Origin of the sequence: Streptomyces sp. ADI96-02 (assembly GCF_003846185.1) — a bacterium.
Lineage (GTDB): Bacteria > Actinomycetota > Actinomycetes > Streptomycetales > Streptomycetaceae > Streptomyces.
Genome location: NZ_ML123034.1, coordinates 4,222,346 through 4,242,620, shown reverse-complemented (window position 1 = coordinate 4,242,620; position 20,275 = coordinate 4,222,346). Strand labels below are relative to the sequence as shown.

The following is a 20,275-nucleotide window of genomic DNA, read 5'->3' as shown; positions in this document are numbered from 1 at the left end:
CCCCGGTTTCGGGAAGGGGCGGGGCGGGGAACAGCCCCGCGCAGCACCCGCACCCGCACCCGCACCCGCACCCCACGCCCCCACCCCACCCCCGAAAGGCGGACCCCGTGCAGCACGACCTCATCGCGCAGGCCAGGACCTGGCTGGCCGAGGACCCCGACCCCGAGACGCGCGACGAGCTGAACGGGCTCATCGAGGCCGGCGAGGCGGGCGACACCGCCGAGCTCGCCGCCCGCTTCGCCGGCACCCTCCAGTTCGGCACCGCCGGACTGCGCGGCGAGCTCGGGGCCGGGCCGATGCGGATGAACCGGTCCGTGGTGATCCGGGCGGCGGCGGGCCTCGCCGCGTACCTGAAGGGCCAGGGCCAGGAGGGCGGCCTCGTGGTCATCGGGTACGACGCCCGCTACAAGTCCGCCGACTTCGCCCGCGACACCGCGGCGGTGATGACCGGCGCCGGACTCCGCGCCGCCGTCCTGCCCCGCCCGCTGCCGACCCCCGTCCTCGCCTACGCCATACGCCACCTGGGCGCGGTCGCCGGCGTCGAGGTCACCGCCAGCCACAACCCGCCGCGCGACAACGGCTACAAGGTGTACCTCGGCGACGGCTCGCAGATCGTGCCCCCGGCGGACGGCGAGATCGCCGCCGCCATCGCCGCGGTCGGCCCGCTGGACGGCGTCGCCCGCCCGGAGGAGGGCTGGCAGACGCTCGGTGACGATGTCCTGGACGCCTACCTCGCCCGTACGGACGCGGTGCTCGCCGCCGGCAGCCCCCGCACCGCGCGCACCGTCTACACCGCGCTGCACGGCGTCGGGACGTCGGTGCTCACCGCCGCCTTCGCGCGGGCCGGGTTCCCCGAGCCGGTGCTGGTGGCCGAACAGGCCGAGCCGGACCCGGCCTTCCCCACCGTCGCCTTCCCCAATCCGGAGGAGCCGGGCGCGATGGATCTCGCCTTCGCCACCGCGCGCCGGTCGGCCCCGGACCTGATCATCGCCAACGACCCGGACGCCGACCGCTGCGCCGTCGCCGTACCGGACGCCTCCACCGAGGGCGGCTGGCGGATGCTGCGCGGCGACGAGGTGGGCGCGCTGCTCGCCGCGCACCTGGTGGAGCGCGGTGTCAGCGGCGTGTTCGCCGAGTCGATCGTCTCGTCGTCGCTGCTCGGCCGGATCGCCGAGAAGGCGGGGCTCGGCTACGAGGAGACACTGACCGGCTTCAAGTGGATCGCCCGCGTCGACGGTCTGCGCTACGGCTACGAGGAAGCGCTCGGCTACTGCGTCGACCCCGAGGGCGTCCGCGACAAGGACGGCATCACCGCCGCCCTGCTCGTCGCCGAACTCGCCTCCGTGCTCAAGGAGCGGGGCCGCACACTGCTCGACCTGCTCGACGACCTCGCCCTCGCGCACGGCCTGCACGCCACCGACCAGCTCTCGGTCCGGGTGGAGGACCTGTCGGTCATCGCGGACGCCATGGCGCGGCTCCGCGAGCAGCCGCCGGCCGCGCTGGCCGGGCTGGCCGTCGCCTCGGCGGAGGACCTCTCGCGGGGGACGGACCTGCTGCCGCCCACCGACGGCCTGCGCTACCAGCTGGACGGCGCGCGCGTCATCGTCCGCCCGAGCGGCACGGAACCGAAGCTGAAGTGCTACCTGGAGGTCGTCGTCCCGGTCGCCGCCGCCGACGGCCTCCCCGCCGCCCGTGCCCGGGCGGCCGAACTGCTCGCGGGCATCAAGCGCGACCTGGCCGCCGCGGCCGGGATCTGAGAACCGGGCGGGAACGGGTCCGGACCGCCACCGGGCCCGTTCGCGCACCGCCCGCCGGACAACGGGGCCCCGCCGGACACGGACGCGGCCCCGCCGCACACAGGCACCGGCCCCACCGCACGAGCCGGCGGACCCGCCCCGCCGCACGGATCAGCCGCAGCCACCGCCCCACGGGCTCAGCCCGAAGCGCTCAGCCCGAAGCGCTCAGCCCGTAGCACCCAGGACCGCGAGCAGGATCGCCCCCACGGCGGCCGGGGCCATCAGCTCGTACGCCCAGCGCACCGCGGCCCGGCTCCCCCCGTCGTGGGCGGGGCGGTCCTCGGCCCCGAGCCCGCCGGCGCGCTCGGCCAGCTCCCTCAGGTCCCGGACCGCCTGGTCGGCGGGGGCAACGCCGGCGGCGGCGTCCCGGACGTCGTCACCGGCCGCGAGGCGTCCGGAGAGGCGTCCGGCGCGGCCGTAGGAGTCGGCGGTGGTGGCGCGGGCGGACTTGCGGGCCGCCTTCTTGCGGGCGCGCAGGGAGACCGGGATCGCCCAGAGCTGGAACTTCGTCCCGGCCGTGTCGACGAGCTCGCTGGAGTACGCGGCGCGGATCGTGGCGACGTCGGTCCACGGCAGCTGGACCGTCCGGAACGGGTTGCGGATCCGGACCCGGTCATCGTTCGCGAAGACGGCGGGCCGCAGCGTGAACGCCACGATCAGCGGCACCACGGTGATCAGCGCGGCCAGGGCCAGCCACGGCACCCGCCCCTCGCCCCGGATCATCGCGTCACCGGCCATCCAGACGCTCAGCAGGAGCAGGAGCACCCCGCAGACCAGTGCGGCGCCGGAGCGGTAGGTCCGGTCGGCGTACTGGGGCTCGGCGGGAGGAGTGGGGCTCGTCATGAGGCCGATTCTGCCTGACGGGCGCGGCGGACGGCGGGGCGGCCGTCCCCGCCGGGGCCGCGGGGCCGGGCTCCCCGAGGCGGCGGAGCGCCTGGCCGAGGCCGGTGAGCGGGCTCCCGGGGGTCGCGAGCAGCGCGGAACGCCCTGATGACCTGGGCCCCTGTACAGGTCGCTACGCGCGTAGATATGCTCATCTGGTGACCATGCCCACCTCTGCAACCTCGCCCAGGCGCTCAGCCGCGTTCGAGCAGGGTAGTAACCCGCTCGCCGACGTGACGGCGTCCGACAGCGCGCTGCGCCGCTTCCTGTTCGGGCTCCCCGGCGTCGACGCCGTCGGCCTCGAAGCGCGCGCCGCCTCCCTCGGAACCCGTTCGATCAAGACGACGGCCAAGGCGTACGCCATCGATCTCGCCATCTCGATGATCGACCTGACGACGCTGGAAGGCGCGGACACCCCGGGCAAGGTCCGGGCCCTCGCCGCCAAGGCCGTCCACCCCGACCCGACGGACCGGACGACGCCGCGCACCGCGGCCGTCTGCGTCTATCCCGACATGGCCGCGACCGCCGCCGCCGCGCTGGCCGGCTCCGGCGTGAAGGTGGCGTCGGTGGCGACGGCCTTCCCGGCCGGCCGGGCCGCGCTGGACGTCAAGCTCGCGGACGTCCGCGACGCCGTGGCGGCCGGGGCCGACGAGATCGACATGGTGATCGACCGGGGCGCCTTCCTCTCCGGCCGCTTCCTCCAGGTCTACGAGGAGATCGTCGCCGTGAAGGCGGAGTGCGGCGCGGCGCGGCTCAAGGTGATCTTCGAGACCGGCGAGCTGTCCACGTACGACAACATCCGCCGGGCCTCCTGGATCGGGATGCTGGCGGGCGCGGACTTCATCAAGACCTCGACCGGCAAGGTGGCCACCAACGCCACCCCCGCCAACACGCTGCTGATGCTGGAGGCCGTCCGCGACTTCCGGGCGCAGACCGGCACGCAGATCGGCGTGAAGCCGGCCGGCGGCATCCGCACCACCAAGGACGCGGTCAAGTTCCTGGTGCTGGTGAACGAGACCGCGGGCGAGGACTGGCTGGACCCGCACTGGTTCCGGTTCGGCGCCTCCAGCCTGCTCAACGACCTGCTGATGCAGCGCCAGAAGCTCAGCACCGGCCGCTACTCCGGCCCCGATTACGTGACGGTGGACTGATACGCCATGGCATCCGCATTCGAGTACGCACCGGCGCCGGAGTCCCGCTCCGTCGTCGACATCGCCCCCTCGTACGGGCTGTTCATCGACGGCGAGTTCACCGAGGCCGCCGACGGCAAGGTCTTCAAGACGGTCTCGCCGAGCAGCGAGGAGGTCCTGTCCGAGGTCGCCCGCGCCGGCGCGGCGGACGTGGACCGGGCCGTGAAGGCCGCCCGCAAGGCGTTCGAGAAGTGGTCGGCGCTGCCCGGCTCCGAGCGCGCCAAGTACCTGTTCCGGATCGCCCGGATCATCCAGGAGCGCAGCCGTGAGCTGGCCGTCCTGGAGACGCTGGACAACGGCAAGCCGATCAGGGAGACGCGCGACGCGGACCTCCCGCTGGTCGCCGCGCACTTCTTCTACTACGCGGGCTGGGCCGACAAGCTGGACCACGCGGGCTACGGCGCGAACCCGCGCCCGCTCGGCGTCGCCGGCCAGGTCATCCCGTGGAACTTCCCGCTGCTGATGCTCGCCTGGAAGATCGCCCCGGCGCTCGCCACGGGCAACACGGTGGTCCTCAAGCCCGCCGAGACCACGCCGCTGAGCGCGCTGTTCTTCGCGGACGTCTGCCGCCAGGCCGGCCTGCCCAAGGGCGTCGTCAACATCCTGACGGGGTACGGCGACGCGGGCGAGGCGCTGGTCTCCCACCCCGACGTGAACAAGGTCGCCTTCACCGGCTCCACGGCCGTCGGCAAGGCCATCGCGCGCCAGGTCGCGGGCACCGGCAAGAAGGTCACGCTGGAGCTGGGCGGCAAGGGCGCCAACATCGTCTTCGACGACGCGCCGATCGACCAGGCCGTCGAGGGCATCGTCACCGGGATCTTCTTCAACCAGGGCCAGGTCTGCTGCGCGGGCTCGCGGCTGCTGGTGCAGGAGTCGGTCCAGGACGAGGTGCTGGACGCGCTGAAGCGCCGGCTGTCCACGCTGCGCCTGGGCGACCCGCTGGACAAGAACACCGACATCGGCGCGATCAACTCCGCCGAGCAGCTGGCCCGGATCACGGCGCTCGTGGAGACCGGCGAGGCGGAGGGCGCGGAGCGCTGGAGCGCGCCCTGCGAACTGCCCTCCTCCGGTTACTGGTTCGCCCCGACGCTCTTCACGAACGTCACCCAGGCGCACACGGTGGCCCGTGACGAGATCTTCGGCCCGGTGCTCTCCGTGCTCTCGTTCCGCACCCCGGACGAGGCGGTCGCCAAGGCCAACAACAGTCAGTACGGCCTCTCGGCCGGCATCTGGACGGAGAAGGGCTCCCGCATCCTCGCGGTGGCCGGCAAGCTCCGGGCGGGCGTCGTCTGGGCCAACACGTTCAACAAGTTCGACCCGACGTCGCCGTTCGGCGGTTACAAGGAGTCGGGCTTCGGCCGCGAGGGCGGTCGCCACGGCCTGGAGGCGTACCTCGATGTCTGATCAGAACCGTCTGAGCGTCTTCAAGACCTACAAGCTGTACGTCGGGGGCAAGTTCCCCCGCTCCGAGAGCGGCCGGGTGTACGAGGTGACGGACTCCAAGGGCCAGTGGCTCGCCAACGCGCCGCAGTCCTCCCGCAAGGACGCGCGCGACGCGGTCGTCGCCGCGCGCAAGGCGTTCGGCGGCTGGTCGGGCGCGACGGCGTACAACCGCGGCCAGGTCCTCTACCGGGTCGCGGAGATGCTGGAGGGCCGCAAGGACCAGTTCGTGCGCGAGGTGGCCGCCGCCGAGGGGCTGTCGAAGCCGAAGGCGGCGGCGGTCGTGGACGCGGCGATCGACCGCTGGGTCTGGTACGCGGGCTGGACCGACAAGATCGGGCAGATCACCGGCGGCGCCAACCCGGTCGCGGGCCCGTTCTTCAACCTCTCCACTCCCGAGCCGACCGGCGTCGTCGCGGTCCTGGCACCGCGGAAGTCCTCGTTCCTCGGGCTCGTCTCGGTGATCGCCCCGGTGATCGCGACGGGCAACACGGCCGTGGTGGTCGCCTCGTCCGCCGCTCCGCTGCCGGCGCTCTCGCTGGGCGAGGTGCTGGCCACCTCCGACCTGCCGGGCGGCGTGGTCAACGTCCTGTCGGGCGCCACGGCGGAGCTCGCCGCGCCGCTCGCCGCCCACCAGGACGTCAACGCGATCGACCTCACGGGCGCGGACGCCGAGCTGGCCCGGGAGCTGGAGATCGCCGCGGCCGACAACCTGAAGCGGGTGCTGCGTCCCCAGCCGGTGGACGCGGACGACGCGCCCGACTGGACGGCCGACCCCGGCACCCGCCGGCTGACGGCCTTCCTGGAGACCAAGACCGTCTGGCACCCCACCGGGGCGCTGGGAGCGGCGGGCTCCTCGTACTGACGCGCCGCGCGGACCCTCCGACGGGGCCGCCCCTGCACTCCGGGGCGGCCCCGTCGGGCGTGTCGCCAGCCGGCGATCAGCCGGTGATCAGCCGGGTCGCCTGTCCCACCACGGGCAGGTCGTTCAGCGCGCCGCCGTTGGTGATCGGATCGGTGACCACGGCCGTGGTCACCGGCTGGAAGTCGGCGATCTGGGTGCCCACCGCGTTGTCCAGCGGGTCCACCCCGGTGTTCGCCAGCGGGTCCAGCTGGAGGTCGGTGATCGGGGCGATGCTCCCGGCCAGCGAGTAGCCGAGAGCGCTGGTCAGCGCGGGCGTGGCCGTCTTGACGACCTCCTGGAGGGCGGACACGCCCTGCTCCGGGGCGTCCGCCGCGGCGGGCAGCTGGACGGCCTGTGCGGAGCCCGCACCGGCTCCGAGGGCTGCGCCCAGCGCGGTGATGGTCAGACCGGCGCGCAGCAGGACGCGGCGTTCGGGCTTGCGTGCGTGAAGTGCCATGTTTTCCCTCTGATCGAGCCTTTTCGGGTAATCGTCTGCGCACGCAGAGTAGTTGAGGTGTGATGCTGGATACCAACAAGACCTCCGAGGGGTCCCCTGCGCGGGTCAATGCCTCACACTTCTGTTCTGTGAGTTCCCTACCGATCCCGACCCGCGTCGTGCTGCTCGCGGGCCCCTCCGGCTCCGGAAAGTCCTCCCTCGCCGCCCGTACCGGTCTGCCGGTGCTGCGACTGGACGACTTCTACAAGGAGGGCGACGACCCGACGCTGCCCCAGGTCCCCGGCTCGACGGACGTCGACTGGGACTCCGCCCGGTCCTGGGACGCCGAGGCGGCGGTGGGGGCCATCGCCGAACTGTGCCGCACCGGGCGCACCGACGTTCCGGTGTACGACATCTCGACCAGTTCGCGCACGGACCACGAGACCTTCCACATAGCGCGTTCGCCGCTGTTCGTGGCGGAGGGCATCTTCGCGGCGGACATCGTCGAACGGTGCCAGGAACTGGGGCTTCTGGCGGACGCGCTGTGCCTGCGCGGACGGCCCTCCACGACGTTCCGGCGGCGGTTGCTGCGGGATCTGCGCGAGGGCCGCAAGTCGGTGCCGTTCCTGCTGCGGCGCGGCTGGCGGCTGATGCGGGCCGAACGCCGCATCGTGGCGCGGCAGACGGCGTTGGGCGCGCACCCGTGCGGCAAGGACGAGGCGCTGGGCCGGCTGGCCGCGGCGGCGGCGGGACGCTGCCGCCGTACGCCGGTGCCTCAGGCGTCGGACGCCTGACGCCTGACGGGAGGGCGCGGGCCGCCGCGTCCTCCACGTCCCCGGGAACGGGGAGCACGGAAGCGGGGCCGTACGGGCCCCCACGGCCCGCACGACCCCGCTCCTTCGTCCGTGACCGCCGCCTCCCCCGAAGCCGCGGTCCCGTCGTCCCCCCGTGCACCGCCGCCTCCCCCGAAGCGACGGCCGATCCCCCGTGCGCCGCCGCCTCCCCCGAGACGGCGTCCCCTGTCCCCGTGACCGCCGCCTCCCCCGAAGCGGCGGTCCCTTTCCCCGGTGTCTCCCTCGATCCCCCCGGATCCCCGGTCCCCTCGGTCCCCGTTTCTCTCTTTCCTCCCCCGTCGCCTCAGGCCACCAGCTCGCCGAAGGACTCCTGCTCGTCACGGCCGAAGCTGAGGACCTCGTCCTCGCGCAGCCGGCGGAGGGACCGCCAGATGCTCGACTTCACCGTGCCGACACTGATGTCGAGGATGGACGCGATCTCCGGGTCGGTGCGGCCCTCGTAGTAGCGCAGGACCAGCATCGTGCGCTGGAGTTCGGGCAGCCGGGCGAGCGCCTGCCACAGCACCGCCCGCAGCTCCGTGCCGCGCATCGCGTCCGTGTCGACCACCGTCTCCGGCAGCTCCTCGGTCGGGTACTCGTTCAGCTTGCGCCTGCGCCAGGCGCTGATGTGCAGGTTGGTCATCGTGCGGCGCAGGTAGCCGCCGACCGCCGCCTTGTCGCTGATCCGGTCCCAGGCCCGGTACGTCGAGAACAGCGCGCTCTGGAGCAGGTCCTCGGCCTCGAACCGGTCGCCGGTCAGGTGGTAGGCGGTGGCGTAGAGCGAGGCCCGGCGCTCCTGGACGTAGGCCGTGAACGCCGCCTCGGCGTCCTCGGACCGCGCCGGGCGCTCCCCGGTCGGCTGCGCCGGGATGCTCGCGCCGCTCCGCGTCGCGGGGGCCTCGACCACGGACATGTACGGGTTGCGCGTCTGCTCCGCGGTCGCCGGGTGCTGGCGTCCGGCACCGCGGAAGCACCCCCGCCCGCCCGCCGCACCGGACTTCTCCGCGGTCCGTCCGACGCCGTGGAGGCGCGTGACAACTGCGCTTGAGCTGGTGCTGTGCAGTGCGTTCATCTCGCGCCCCCTATCGGTGGAGTCCGTTCGTTCCCGGTGACCAAGAGCTTGCCGGGGCAGTTTCATGGCGCTGTCCTGCGACTGTCACAGACCTGTCACAGGGGTGATCGGGAGGAGCCCGCGGGGCCGTGCGCGGGGGCCGGAGGTCGAACTGAAGCGCCACCATGGGCCAGAATGACGCTTGTGCCTTTCCTGCTGCTGATCGAGGACGACGACGCCATCCGCACGGCTCTCGGACTCTCGTTGTCACGCCAGGGCCACCGAGTGGCCACCGCGGCGACGGGAGAGGAGGGCCTGGAGCTGCTGCGCGAGCAGCGCCCCGACCTGGTGGTGCTGGACGTCATGCTGCCCGGGATCGACGGTTTCGAGGTGTGCCGGCGCATCCGCCGCACCGACCAGCTGCCGATCATCCTGCTGACCGCGCGCAGCGACGACATCGACGTCGTCGTGGGGCTGGAGTCCGGAGCGGACGACTACGTGGTCAAGCCGGTCCAGGGCCGGGTGCTGGACGCCCGTATCCGGGCGGTGCTGCGGCGCGGTGAGCGGGAGTCCACCGACTCGGCGACCTTCGGCAGCGTGGTGATCGACCGTTCCGCGATGACCGTGACCAAGGACGGCGAGGATCTGCAGCTCACGCCGACCGAGCTGCGGCTCCTGCTGGAGCTCAGCCGCAGGCCCGGACAGGCCCTGTCCCGGCAGCAGTTGCTGCGGCTGGTGTGGGAGCACGACTACCTCGGCGACTCGCGGCTGGTGGACGCCTGCGTGCAGCGGCTGCGGGCGAAGGTGGAGGACGTGCCGTCCTCGCCGACCCTGATCCGTACGGTGCGGGGCGTGGGCTACCGCCTGGACTCGCCTCAGTGACCGCATCCGCCGAACGAACCCTCCGCGCGGGTCTGCGCTGGACCAGTCTGCGGCTGCGGCTCGTCGTGGTGTTCGCGCTGGTGGCCCTGACCGCCGCGGCCTCCGCCTCGGCGATCGCGTACTGGCTCAACCGCGAGGCCGTGCTGACCCGCACTCAGGACACCGCGCTCGACGACTTCCGGCGGCAGATGCAGGACACCGCGGCGGCGCTGCCGACCAGCCCCACCAAGGACGACCTCCAGCGCGCCGCGGCGCAGATGGCCTCCAACAGCCCTGGTTACAGCGTGTTGTTGGAGGACGAGCGCGACCGGGGGAAGCCGATCGTCGGCTACTCCGACCTGGACACGTTCACCCGGGCCGACGTGCCCGGCCCGCTCCAGCGCCAGGTGGGCCGCAAGCAGCCGCTGACCTCCAGCAACAAGGACGAGTACCACCTGTTCTGGCAGCGTACGAGCATCGCGGGCACGCCGTACCTGGTCGCCGGCGCCCGGGTCATCGGCGGCGGCCCGACCGGCTACATGGCCAAGTCCCTCGACCAGGAGCGCCAGGACCTCAACTCGCTCGCCTGGTCGCTGGGCATCGCGACGACGCTGGCCCTGATCGGCTCGGCGCTCCTCGCGCAGGCCGCCGCCACGACGGTGCTGCGCCCGGTGCAGCGGCTCGGCGACGCGGCGCGCAAGCTCGGCGAGGGCAAGCTCGACACCCGGCTCGCGGTCTCCGGCACGGACGAACTCGCCGATCTCTCCCGTACGTTCAACAGGACGGCCAGCTCGCTGGAGAAGAAGGTCGCGGACATGAGCGCCCGGGAGGAGTCGAGCCGCCGGTTCGTCGCCGACATGTCGCACGAGCTGCGGACCCCGCTGACCGCGATCACCGCGGTGGCCGAGGTGCTGGAGGACGAGGCGGACAGCCTCGACCCGATGATCGCGCCGGCCGTGCACCTGGTGGTGAGCGAGACCCGGCGGCTCAACGACCTGGTGGAGAACCTGATGGAGGTGACCCGCTTCGACGCGGGCACCGCCCGGCTGGTGCTGGACGACGTCGACGTCGCGGACCAGGTCACCGCCTGCATCGACGCGCGGGCCTGGCTGGACGCGGTGGACCTGGACGCGGAGCGCGGCATGATGGTCCGCCTCGACCCGCGCCGGCTCGACGTGATCCTGGCCAATCTGATCGGCAACGCCCTCAAGCACGGCGGCTCGCCGGTGGGCGTCGCCGTGCGGACCGAGGGCGAGGAGCTGGTCATCGAGGTACGCGACCACGGTCCGGGCATCCCCGAGGACGTCCTGCCGCACGTCTTCGACCGGTTCTACAAGGCCAGCGCCTCCCGTCCGCGTTCGGAGGGCAGCGGGCTCGGCCTCTCCATCGCCATGGAGAACGCGCACATCCACGGCGGCGACATCACCGCCGCGAACTCCCCGGACGGCGGCGCGGTCTTCGTCCTGCGGCTGCCGCGCGACGCCGAACGGCTCACCGACGGCGAGGCCGACCACCGCCGGCCGGACTCCGGGACCCGGGACGAGGACGGTGGGTCGGCATGACCGGCGGCCACATGCCCGGCCGCACGGCGCGGCCGGTGCGCGGGCGGGGCCGGGTGCGGCGCTCGGCCGCCGTGCTGGCGGCGGTCCTCGCCGTCGCCGCTGCTGCCTCGGGGTGCGGGATCCGGACCACGTCGGTTCCGGTGGACGCCGGGGCCGCACCGTCGAGGGTGCCCTGCCGGCTGCCCGCGTCGAACGACGGCGACCGGGCCCCGGGCGGCGGGACGGCCGAGGTGTTCCTGCTGTGCGCCTCGCAGCTCGTACCGGTGAACCGCCCGGTGACGGCTCTCTCCGATCCGCTCCCGGTCGCCCGCGCGCTGCTCGGCCAGGTCCAGCAGACGCCGTCGGCCGCCGAGCGCGGGGCCGGCTTCTCCACGGCGGTCCCGGCGGGCCTGCGGGTCGGCCCGCCCCGCGCGTCCGACCCGGCGGGGACGCTGCGGCTGAGCAGCCGGCCGGAGGACCTGTCGGCGGAGGCGCTGGCGCAGCTCGTGTGCACGTACGCGCAGAGCAAGGCGCTCGTACGGGACGGCTCGGTGGTGCTGGGCGGCCCCGGGAGCTACCCGCCGCGCGGCTATGCGTGCACCTCGCGGACGAAGACCCGGCCGCAGGACGTCACGACGCCGGGCGCGCTCCGGCCGGACTGAGACCCGCGCTCCGGCTGGACTGAGACCCGCGCTACGGCCGGAGCGGGACGCCCGCGTCCGGCCGGCGCGGGCCGGTGCGGCATCTCCCGCCCGCGCCAAGGGCTGTCCCGTAGGCGGAACCGATCCCACCGGTCGTGGCGTCTTGGGGTGCGTGCGTCACAGTTCGGGCGGTCGAACCGCCATCCGCTTCCGCGCGGCGGGGTGCCTCCTCCTCTGCGCGCATCTGCTGCTCGTCGGGTGGCTGACGCTGCGACCGCTGGACGTGCCGTGGATGACGGCCGCGAACTTCGAGCTGTTCGCCGGAATCCGGGCCGATCTCGCGCTCGGCCCGGCGGAGGCGGTGCGCCGGATCGGCGGCGCGCTGCTGCTGCTGGCCCCGCTCGGCGTGCTGCTGCCCATGGCGGGCGGCCGGCTCCTCGTCTCGTCGTGGTCCTCGATGCTGCGGACGGTGACAGCGGGGGCGCTGATCTCGCTCGCCATCGAGCTGGGCCAGACCGGGGTGCCGGGTCAGGTGGTCGACGTCGACTCGCTGCTGCTGAACACCCTCGGGGTGGGCCTGGCCCATCTGCTGGTCGTCCCGGGCGTCCGGGCGCGGCTGCGCCGCCTGCCGGAGGCCCGTTACCGGCGGACGGCGCGTGCCGGGGACGAGGCCCCTGGGGGCACGACCCCGACGATTACCAGGGTCGGCATCGCACCGTAGAGCGATGCTTTGTCCCCCTTCGCGGCTGCACCATGGATATACGGGGAGCACGACAGAGCGCTCCCGCCGCTACGGTTCGTGAAGGAGCCCACCATGGCCGCACTTGTCCGCCCCCGCGAAGGACGCATGATCGGCGGAGTCTGCGCCGGACTGGCCCGGCGCTTCGGCACCTCCGCGAGCACGATGCGCGTCATCTTCGTCGTCTCGTGCCTGCTGCCGGGCCCGCAGTTCCTGCTCTACCTGGCCCTGTGGGTGCTGCTGCCCTCGGAGAAGCCCGCGTCGACCGCGACGGCCTGGTGACGGGAGCGCGACGGGGAGCGGGCGCGGGACGCACGGTGGGGCGCACACCTTGAGCATGGTGTGCGCCCCACGGCATGTGCGGGTGCGCGCCGCGGGCGCGCGGGGGTCAGCCGCCGAGCGGGATGCCGTTGGCGGAGAGTCCCTTGGTGGGAAGGCCGCCGAGGAGGCCGGTGACCGGGGCGGTGACGTCGGTGGTCTTGCCGCTCAGGATCTTGCCGGCGGTCTCCTGGACCGGAGCGGACTGGACCGACTTGGTGACGGTGTCCAGCGCCATGGTGGAGACGGGCAGCGCGCCGGCGGCTGTGTCGAGCGGGAGGGCCGGGGCGGCGGAGGCGCTGCCGGCGGCAGCGGCGGCGAAAGCGGCGCCGAGAGCGGCGGCGCCGAGCGTCTTGGCAGCAGTCTTCTTCATGGAGAATTCATCCTTGGGGAGAGGGATGTGAGCGGGCTCTGCAACGTAGCCACCCGCCGGCCCCCACCGCAATCGTCCCGACACGCGGAAAATGGCCGGCACTTCTCCTCACCGGCCATCTTCCGCACCTCGGACGTCAGCCGGACTTCGCGGCGGAACCGCTGGTCACGGCTGTCTGACGGAAAAGCCATTCGGATTTCAACTCGGCATACCCAGGCTTGACGACGTCATTGATCATCGCGAGACGTTCGTCGAAAGGAATGAAAGCTGATTTCATCGCATTGACGGTGAACCACTGCATGTCGTCGAGCGTGTATCCGAAAGCCTCGGTCAGCCGCTCGAATTCACCGGTCATGCTCGTGCCGCTCATCAGCCGGTTGTCCGTGTTCACGGTGATGCGGAAATGCAGCTTCCGCAGCAGCCCGATCGGGTGCTCGGCGTACGAGGTCGCGGCGCCGGTCTGGAGGTTCGAGGTCGGGCACATCTCCAGCGGGACGCGCTTGTCGCGCACGTAGGAGGCGAGGCGGCCGAGGGTGACCGTGCCGTCCTCGGCGACCTCGATGTCGTCGATGATCCGCACCCCGTGGCCGAGCCGGTCGGCCCCGCACCACTGGAGGGCCTGCCAGATCGAGGGCAGGCCGAACGCCTCGCCTGCGTGGATGGTGAAGTGGTTGTTCTCGCGCTTCAGGTACTCGAACGCGTCGAGGTGCCGGGTGGGCGGGAAGCCGGCCTCGGCGCCCGCGATGTCGAAGCCGACGACACCCTGGTCGCGGTAGCTGTTGGCGAGTTCGGCGATCTCCAGGGCGCGGGCCGCGTGCCGCATGGCGGTGAGCAGCGCGCCGACACGGATGCGGTGGCCGTTCGCGCGGGCGGTCCGCTCGCCCTCGCGGAAGCCCGCGTTGACCGCCTCGACGACCTCTTCGAGGGTGAGGCCGCCTTCGAGGTGCTGCTCGGGGGCGTAGCGCACCTCGGCGTAGACGACGCCGTCCTCGGCCAGGTCCTCGGCGCACTCCGCGGCCACCCGGAACAGCGCGTCGCGGGTCTGCATGACGGCGCAGGTGTGGGCGAACGTTTCCAGGTAGCGCTCCAGCGAACCGGAGTCGGCGGCCTCGCGGAACCAGACGCCGAGCTTGTCGGCCTCGGTCTCGGGCAGCGAGTCGTAGCCCTGCGCGCGGGCCAGTTCGACGATGGTGCCCGGCCGCAGGCCGCCGTCGAGGTGGTCGTGGAGCAGCACCTTGGGAGCGCGCCGGATCTGGTCGGAATCGGGGAGGTTCGGGGTCTGGCTCGTCATCTGGGCACTCTAACGCCTACGCGCGTAGAGCGCGGGTCGCCGATGCGTAACAGTGACCGCGAAGTCAGGCGGCGTACACCTGTCCTTCTGACACTGTTCTGTCATGGCACAGCGCGCACTCCCCCTGCCTGCCGCCAGGCTGGGACGGGCCGTTCGGACGGCCGGAGCACCCCACGAGGTCAGCGGCGTGGTCCTGCTGCTCCCGGACGGCGAGGCCGATTCGCGGCGCCGCTCCTCTCCTCTGTCGTACGCGGCGCAGCTGCCGCCGGCCCGCGCCCTGGCCCGGTCCGGGGAGGGCGACGGGCTCGCGGTGCACGTGCTGCGCTACCGCTGGCGCGGCTGGAACGCCGAGGACGCGCATCCGGCGCAGGACGCGGGCTGGGCGGTGGACGAGGTCCAGCGGCTCTACGGCGACGTGCCGGTCTGCCTGGCCGGTCACGGGATGGGCGGGCGCGCCGCGCTGCGGGCCGCCGGGCACGGGGCGGTCACCTCGGTGCTGGCGATGGCGCCGTGGCTGCCGGAGCGGGCCGGGGCGGAACCGGAGCCGGTGCGGCAGCTGGCGGGGCGGCGGGTCCTGATCGTGCACGGGACCAACGACGCGCGCACCGACCCCGAGCTGTCCTACCGGCTGGCCGAGCGCGCCAAGAAGTCCAACCGGGACGTCTGCCGCTTCGAGGTGCACTCCGACGGGCACGCGCTGCGCCAGCACCGCTCCGAGGTGTTGGCGCTGGCGAGTGACTTCGTCCGCGGCTCGCTCTTCGCCCGGTCCTACGCCCGGCCGGTCGCCGACGCGCTCGCCGCGCCGCCGCCGCTCGGGCTGCGGATGCCGCTGGCGGCCGGGTTCGGCAGGTCGCTGCGGCACTGACGGGTCGCGGCGCGGGCGGCCGGGCCTCAGTCCGGCAGCAGGTTGCCGCGGCGCGAGAGCAGGAAGCGCTTGAAGGCCGCGACCGGCGGGGTGTCGGGGTGCCCGTCCAGCCAGGCGACGCCGATCTCGCGGACGGCGCGCGGCGCGGTGACGGTCAGCTCGACGACGCCGGGGCGGGCGACGGCGGGCGGCGGCAGCAGCGCCACCCCGAGCCCGGCGGCGACCAGTCCGCGCAAGGTCTCGGCCTCCTCGCCCTCGAAGGCGACGCGCGGGGTGAAGCCCGCCTCCGCGCAGAGGTCGTCGGTGATGCGGCGCAGCCCGTAGCCCGGCTCCAGGGTGACGAAGGTTTCGTCGGCGGCCTCCGCGAGGCGGATACGACGCCGCACGGCCAGGCGGTGGTCGTCGGGGACGACCAGGCGCAGCCGCTGTTCGTCGAGGCGGCGGGTGACCAGGTCGGGGGCGTCGGGCACGGGCGAGGTGAGGCAGAGGTCGAGCCCGCCGGCGCGCAGGCGGTCGATCATCGCCTCGCCGTAGTTCTGGACGAGCTGGAAGCGGACCTTGGGGTGGTCGGCCCGGAAGGCGCGGATCAGGGCGGGCACGGTCTCCGAGCCCATGGTGTGCAGGAAGCCGAAGGAGACCCTGCCCGCCGTCGGATCGGCGTCGGCGCGGACGGAGTCGGCGGCCTTCTCCACCTCGGCCAGCGCGCGTTCCGCCGAGCCGAGGAAGGTGCGGCCGGCCGGGGTGAGCGAGACGGTGCGGCCCCGGCGCGCGAACAGGGCGACGCCCAGGTCCGCTTCGAGCCGGACCATGGCCCGCGAGAGCGTGGACTGCGGGACGCCGAGCTCGTGCGCGGCGCGGGTGACGTGCTCGTGGCGGGCGACCGCCTCGAAGTACGCGAGCCGCGGCGCGAGTACCGCGCGGATGTCTTCTTCGTAACTGCTCGGTGACAGCCGGGGCTGTGAGCTGCGTTGATGCGCCATGGGAACGATTATGGCGAGTTCGTGCATTGGACGCATGAAACCGGTCCGCCTACGTTCGACGTATGCCTCCTGCCAGTACCGGGGCATCCACCCTCGCCGTGGATGCCTCCGCCCAGCCGTCCCCCGCACGCCCCGACACCGCGCCCGCTCCCGCCGCCGAGCGCCTGGAGCCCGGCCGCCCCGGCTACCGCCGGATGAGCTTCGCCCTGTTCGCCGCCGGTGTCGCGACCTTCGCCCTGCTGTACTCCACCCAGGCGCTACTGCCCGCCGTCTCCGCCGCGTTCGGCGCGACGGCCGGCCAGGCGAGCTGGACGGTGTCGGCGGCGACCGGGGCGCTGGCCCTGTGCGTGCTGCCGCTGAGCGCGCTCTCGGAGCGGTTCGGGCGGCGGCAGATGATGACGGCGTCGCTGGCGGTCGCCGTGGGGGTCGGCCTGCTGATCCCGTTCGCACCGTCGATCGGCTGGCTGATCGCGCTGCGCGCCGTGCAGGGCGCCGCGCTCGCCGGTCTGCCCGCGTCCGCCATGGCGTATCTCGCGGAGGAGGTGCGGCCCAAGGCGCTGGTCGCCGCGATCGGGCTGTTCGTCGCGGGCAACAGCATCGGCGGCATGAGCGGTCGCATCCTCACCGGCTGGGTGGCCCAGCTGTGGGGCTGGCGCGCCGCGCTCGGGGCCGTCGGACTGCTCGCGGTGGTCTGCGCCGTCGTCTTCCACTTCATGATCCCCCGGGCGCGCAACTTCACGCCCGGCTCGCTGAACCCGAAGGCCCTGGCGAGGACCGTGGCCGGCCATCTGTCGGACCCGCTGCTGGTGCGGCTGTACGCGATCGGCGCCCTGTTCATGACGGTGTTCGGCGCGGTCTACACGGTGATCGGCTACCGGCTGGTCGAGGAGCCGTTCAGCCTGCCGCAGGGCATCGTCGGTTCGATCTTCCTGGTGTACCTGGTCGGTACGGCCTCCTCGGCCGCCGCCGGACGGCTGGTGGCCCGGCTGGGCCGGCGCGGCGCGCTGTACCTGGCCGTCTCCACCACGGCCGCCGGGCTGCTGCTCTCGCTCTCCGGTGAGCTGGCGGCGGTGCTGCTGGGCCTGGTGCTGATCACGGCCGGTTTCTTCGCCGGGCACGCGGTCGCCTCGTCCTCGGTGAGCCGGACGGCGACGACCGGCCGGGCGCAGGCGTCCGCGCTCTACCAGTCGGCGTACTACCTGGGCTCCAGCGTCGGCGGCACGCTCGGCGCGGTCGCCTTCCACGCCGGCGGCTGGGCGGCCACGGTCTCCCTCGGCCTGCTCGCGGTCCTCGGCGTCGTCTCCATCACGCTGTACGGGACCCGGGTGGCGCGGGCGCGGCGACGGACGCCCGTCCCGGCGACCCGCTGAACCGGAGGCCGTAGTTCCGCCGCCGCCCAACCGGAACGCAACCGAGACGCGCCCGCGTGCAACCGCCGCTCCCCCTCGCACGTCTACCAGATGTAACCGACAAAGCACTGTGGGCGAAGGGGAGTTGCGCACATGGGAGCCACCAGGGGAATACCGGGCGTCCGGCTGCGGCGCGGAGTGGCGTTGTCCGTCGCCGGGCTGGTCGCGGCGCCGGCGCTGGTCCTGACGACGGGGACCGCCGCGCAGGCGGCGTCCTGCACCTCCTCGACCGGTCCGTACCAGAAGCAGGTCGAGAAGTTCCTGAAGCGGCCGGTCGACGGACGGCAGTCCGCGGCGGACTGCAAGGCCACGCAGAAGTTCCAGAAGGCGCACGGCATCACGCCCACCATCGGCTACGCGGGGCAGCTGACCTGGCGCACGATGGACACGATGCTCGCGCAGAAGGCCGCCGGGAAGAACCCGAACAAGGCGGGCAAGTGCCCGACGAACAAGGGCCGCGTCGCCTGCGTGGACCTGACCCGGCAGCTGAGCTGGATCCAGGACGGCAGGAAGCTGGTGTACGGACCGGTTCCGGTGCGGACCGGGCGGGACGGGGCGGAGACCCGCACCGGCGCCAAGAAGGTCTACTGGCGCAACATCAAGCACTGGTCGACGATCTACAAGGTCTGGATGCCCTACTCCCAGTTCTTCGACGGCGGCCAGGCGTTCCACTCGGTCACCAAGTCCATGTACAACCCGCCGGGGTCGGGCGGCTGCGTCAACATGCGCCCCGACGACGCGAAGGCATACTGGAAGCTGCTGAAGAACGGCGACGACGTCCACGTCCACGGACGCAAGCCCGGCACCTGAGAGTGCCGGGAGGGGCCGTTGCCGGGGCCACGGCCGACCGGTTCGCGTCGGCCGCTTTCCGACCCCGCTGTCAGTGGTCTGCGGTAGCTTCCGTCGTGCCGGGCGAGGGATGCCACAGCGCGACAGGGGTGGAGCAATGAGCGATCCGACCACGACGCCGACCGCGGCGGACGCGGACGCCGACCAGGGGGCCGACACCGTCGACACCGTCGACAGCCGGCTCGAAGGACATCGGGTGGAGCTGACCGGTTACTGCTACCGGATGCTCGGCTCGGCCTTCGAGGCCGAGGACGCGGTGCAGGACACCCTGGTGCGCGCCTGGCGCAACTTCGACAAGTTCGAGGGCCGTTCCTCCCTGCGCTCCTGGCTCTACCGGATCGCGACCAACGTCTGCCTGGACATGCTCACCGCGGGCAACAAGCGCGCCCGGCCGGTCGACCTGACCGGCCCCACCCCGCTCGCCCGGGCCGCCCTCAGCCCCCGCCCGGAGAACGTCTGGCTGGAGCCCATGCCGGACGGCCGCATCCTGCCGGCGGTGGAGGACCCGGCGGAGGCGGCCGTGGCGCGCGAGTCGGTGCGCCTGGCGTTCGTCGCCGCCCTCCAGCACCTGCCGCCCAAGCAGCGCGCGGTGCTCATCCTGCGCGAGGTCCTCGCCTGGAAGGCCGCCGAGGTGGCCGAGCTGCTGGAGACGTCGGTCCCCTCGGTCAACAGCGCCCTCCAACGGGCGCGCGCCACCCTCACCGAGGCGAAGGGCCGGGTCCCGGACGCGGCCGATCCGCTCGACGAGGAGCAGCAGAAGCTGCTGGAGCGCTATGTGAAGGCGTTCGAGGGGTACGACATGGCGGCCCTGACCGCGCTGCTGCACGAGGACGCGGTGATGACGATGCCGCCGTTCGACCTGTGGCTGCTGGGCGGTGCCGACATCGCGGGCTTCATGACCACCATCGGCGCGGCCTGCGCCGGTTCGCGGCTGGTGCCGGTCTCGGCCAACGGCTCTCCGGCCTTCGCGCACTACAAGCCCGACCCGGAGGGCTCCGGGTTCGTGCCGTGGGCGGTGCAGGTCATCGACATCGAGGACGGTGCGATCTCCGGGATGCACTGCTTCCTGGACGTGCCGCGCTGGTTCCCGCTGTTCGGCCTGCCCGACCGGCTGGAGGCGGACGCGGTGTGAGGCGGCCGGGGCCGCGCCCGCGGCCCCGGCGCGTTCACTCCCGCGGGTCCGGGACGCGGTCCTGAGGGCGGCCCCGGTCCCGTTGGACCCGGTCCTGAAGGCCCCGGCCCCTCGGCGCCGCCGCGGTGTCCGGGCCGGCCGCGTCGGTCAGGCCCACCGCGTCCGCCAGCCCCACCAGGTCCAGCAGCGCCCGCAGTCCGGGCGGCGCGCGGCGCAGCCGCAGCGTCCGCCCGTTCCGGCGCGCGACGAGCGCCAGCCGGGCCAGGACCTCCACCAGTGCCAGATCCGGCCCGAGCACCCCGCCCACATCGCACTCCACCGCCGCGCCGGGGGCGAGGGCCGCTCCTTTTGGACCGGCGAGCAGGCTTTCCAGTTCGGCGCAGAGGTCGGAACCGGCGGTCCGGCCGGCCGGGCCGGTCACGGTCAGGGTGATCGGGGCGTCCGGGTTCTTCGATGCCTCCGGGGCGTTCGCTTCCACACCAGGCAGACCTCTCCTGCGGGCGAAAGTCATCGACGGGCGATGCCCAGCACTCCGAAACGGCAGTTTTGCGTCAACTTTGGTTGGTCATAGCAGCGGCAAGACCGGGAAGAAGGCCGCCGTCACGAAGGGCGCGATCTCCGTGAAGAACCCGGTGAAGGGCAACACCTCATCGGTGAAGGTGGAGATCCACAGCGCCCACCTCGGCAAGTGATCGGCACACGCCGGTAGTCCCGGGCGGGCACCCGCGAACGACGGCGGCCCGC

The 20,275-nt window shown here is 73.1% G+C and carries 22 protein-coding genes; 15 read left to right on the top strand and 7 right to left on the bottom strand.

Annotated elements, in window-relative coordinates; genetic code table 11:
* Positions 1-107: 107 nt before the first annotated feature.
* Positions 108-1,757 (top strand): phospho-sugar mutase, encoded by a 1,650-nt coding sequence (locus tag EES43_RS18825; protein WP_124269777.1) that lies wholly within the window; start codon positions 108-110, stop codon positions 1,755-1,757.
* A gap of 204 nt (positions 1,758-1,961) precedes the next feature.
* Here the strand turns inward: EES43_RS18825 and EES43_RS18815 are convergent, their stop codons facing one another.
* On the bottom strand, positions 1,962-2,639 hold the full coding sequence (locus tag EES43_RS18815) for a PH domain-containing protein (RefSeq protein WP_124269775.1): 678 nt from the start codon (positions 2,637-2,639) through the stop codon (positions 1,962-1,964).
* 203 nt (positions 2,640-2,842) lie between these two features.
* Here EES43_RS18815 and deoC point away from each other — a divergent pair, with 203 nt between their 5' ends.
* From deoC to EES43_RS18795, 3 genes are read left to right on the top strand one after another with little or no spacing between them, the layout of a single operon-like run.
* Complete coding sequence (deoC, locus tag EES43_RS18805) at positions 2,843-3,829, top strand: deoxyribose-phosphate aldolase (protein WP_124269773.1); 987 nt, start codon at positions 2,843-2,845, stop codon at positions 3,827-3,829.
* A 6-nt stretch (positions 3,830-3,835) separates the two neighbouring features.
* Complete coding sequence (locus tag EES43_RS18800) at positions 3,836-5,272, top strand: aldehyde dehydrogenase family protein (protein ID WP_124269772.1); 1,437 nt, start codon at positions 3,836-3,838, stop codon at positions 5,270-5,272.
* Positions 5,265-6,173 (top strand): aldehyde dehydrogenase family protein, encoded by a 909-nt coding sequence (locus EES43_RS18795; protein ID WP_124269771.1) that lies wholly within the window; start codon positions 5,265-5,267, stop codon positions 6,171-6,173. The genes EES43_RS18800 and EES43_RS18795 overlap by 8 nt, the downstream gene beginning before the upstream one ends.
* Positions 6,174-6,249: 76 nt before the next feature.
* Here the strand turns inward: EES43_RS18795 and EES43_RS18790 are convergent, their stop codons facing one another.
* Positions 6,250-6,669, bottom strand: a complete 420-nt coding sequence (locus EES43_RS18790; protein ID WP_124269770.1) for a hypothetical protein — start codon at positions 6,667-6,669, stop codon at positions 6,250-6,252.
* Between the two features lie 62 nt (positions 6,670-6,731).
* On the opposite strand from EES43_RS18790, the gene EES43_RS18785 reads away from it, so the two are divergent.
* Positions 6,732-7,442, top strand: coding sequence for a uridine kinase family protein (locus EES43_RS18785; protein ID WP_124269769.1), 711 nt, complete (start codon positions 6,732-6,734; stop codon positions 7,440-7,442).
* A 343-nt stretch (positions 7,443-7,785) separates the two neighbouring features.
* On the opposite strand, the gene EES43_RS18780 is transcribed toward EES43_RS18785, so the two are convergent.
* Positions 7,786-8,553, bottom strand: coding sequence for a SigE family RNA polymerase sigma factor (locus EES43_RS18780; RefSeq protein ID WP_124269768.1), 768 nt, complete (start codon positions 8,551-8,553; stop codon positions 7,786-7,788).
* Between the two features lie 183 nt (positions 8,554-8,736).
* Between EES43_RS18780 and afsQ1 the strand changes: the two genes are divergently transcribed.
* The 5 genes from afsQ1 (at position 8,737) to EES43_RS18755 (ending at position 12,596) form a co-directional block, all read left to right on the top strand.
* The gene (afsQ1, locus tag EES43_RS18775) at positions 8,737-9,414 is read left to right on the top strand and encodes a two-component system response regulator AfsQ1 (protein ID WP_206430197.1); all 678 of its coding nucleotides are present in this window, start codon (positions 8,737-8,739) and stop codon (positions 9,412-9,414) included.
* Entirely contained in the window at positions 9,411-10,955 is a 1,545-nt protein-coding gene (locus tag EES43_RS18770; protein WP_241192472.1) for a sensor histidine kinase, read from the top strand. Before afsQ1 ends, EES43_RS18770 begins: the two co-directional genes overlap by 4 nt.
* Positions 10,952-11,596, top strand: a complete 645-nt coding sequence (locus EES43_RS18765; protein ID WP_241192471.1) for a hypothetical protein — start codon at positions 10,952-10,954, stop codon at positions 11,594-11,596. Before EES43_RS18770 ends, EES43_RS18765 begins: the two co-directional genes overlap by 4 nt.
* Before the next feature lie 151 nt (positions 11,597-11,747).
* Positions 11,748-12,296 carry a VanZ family protein gene (locus EES43_RS18760; protein ID WP_124269766.1) on the top strand — a complete coding sequence of 183 codons (549 nt, stop codon included), beginning with the start codon at positions 11,748-11,750 and terminating at the stop codon, positions 12,294-12,296.
* 93 nt (positions 12,297-12,389) lie between these two features.
* Complete coding sequence (locus EES43_RS18755) at positions 12,390-12,596, top strand: PspC domain-containing protein (protein ID WP_124269765.1); 207 nt, start codon at positions 12,390-12,392, stop codon at positions 12,594-12,596.
* A 106-nt stretch (positions 12,597-12,702) separates the two neighbouring features.
* Here the strand turns inward: EES43_RS18755 and EES43_RS18750 are convergent, their stop codons facing one another.
* Entirely contained in the window at positions 12,703-13,005 is a 303-nt protein-coding gene (locus tag EES43_RS18750) for a hypothetical protein (RefSeq protein WP_124269764.1), read from the bottom strand.
* Between the two features lie 136 nt (positions 13,006-13,141).
* On the bottom strand, positions 13,142-14,296 hold the full coding sequence (locus EES43_RS18745) for an adenosine deaminase (RefSeq protein WP_124269763.1): 1,155 nt from the start codon (positions 14,294-14,296) through the stop codon (positions 13,142-13,144).
* A gap of 103 nt (positions 14,297-14,399) precedes the next feature.
* Here EES43_RS18745 and EES43_RS18740 point away from each other — a divergent pair, with 103 nt between their 5' ends.
* Positions 14,400-15,161 (top strand): alpha/beta hydrolase, encoded by a 762-nt coding sequence (locus tag EES43_RS18740; protein WP_124269762.1) that lies wholly within the window; start codon positions 14,400-14,402, stop codon positions 15,159-15,161.
* A gap of 26 nt (positions 15,162-15,187) precedes the next feature.
* Here the strand turns inward: EES43_RS18740 and EES43_RS18735 are convergent, their stop codons facing one another.
* Entirely contained in the window at positions 15,188-16,141 is a 954-nt protein-coding gene (locus EES43_RS18735; protein WP_124269761.1) for a LysR family transcriptional regulator, read from the bottom strand.
* 62 nt (positions 16,142-16,203) lie between these two features.
* Here EES43_RS18735 and EES43_RS18730 point away from each other — a divergent pair, with 62 nt between their 5' ends.
* The 3 genes from EES43_RS18730 to EES43_RS18720 all read left to right on the top strand — a co-directional run bounded on the left by EES43_RS18730 (position 16,204) and on the right by EES43_RS18720 (position 19,531).
* Entirely contained in the window at positions 16,204-17,511 is a 1,308-nt protein-coding gene (locus EES43_RS18730; protein ID WP_124269760.1) for an MFS transporter, read from the top strand.
* Between the two features lie 132 nt (positions 17,512-17,643).
* Complete coding sequence (locus EES43_RS18725; RefSeq protein ID WP_124269759.1) at positions 17,644-18,360, top strand: L,D-transpeptidase family protein; 717 nt, start codon at positions 17,644-17,646, stop codon at positions 18,358-18,360.
* A 136-nt stretch (positions 18,361-18,496) separates the two neighbouring features.
* On the top strand, positions 18,497-19,531 hold the full coding sequence (locus EES43_RS18720) for a sigma-70 family RNA polymerase sigma factor (RefSeq protein ID WP_124269758.1): 1,035 nt from the start codon (positions 18,497-18,499) through the stop codon (positions 19,529-19,531).
* A 34-nt stretch (positions 19,532-19,565) separates the two neighbouring features.
* Here EES43_RS18720 and EES43_RS18715 read toward each other — a convergent pair whose 3' ends face one another.
* Positions 19,566-20,042, bottom strand: coding sequence for an STAS domain-containing protein (locus EES43_RS18715; RefSeq protein WP_124269757.1), 477 nt, complete (start codon positions 20,040-20,042; stop codon positions 19,566-19,568).
* A 46-nt stretch (positions 20,043-20,088) separates the two neighbouring features.
* Between EES43_RS18715 and EES43_RS31735 the strand changes: the two genes are divergently transcribed.
* Complete coding sequence (locus tag EES43_RS31735) at positions 20,089-20,223, top strand: hypothetical protein (protein WP_277426075.1); 135 nt, start codon at positions 20,089-20,091, stop codon at positions 20,221-20,223.
* Positions 20,224-20,275: the final 52 nt, after the last annotated feature.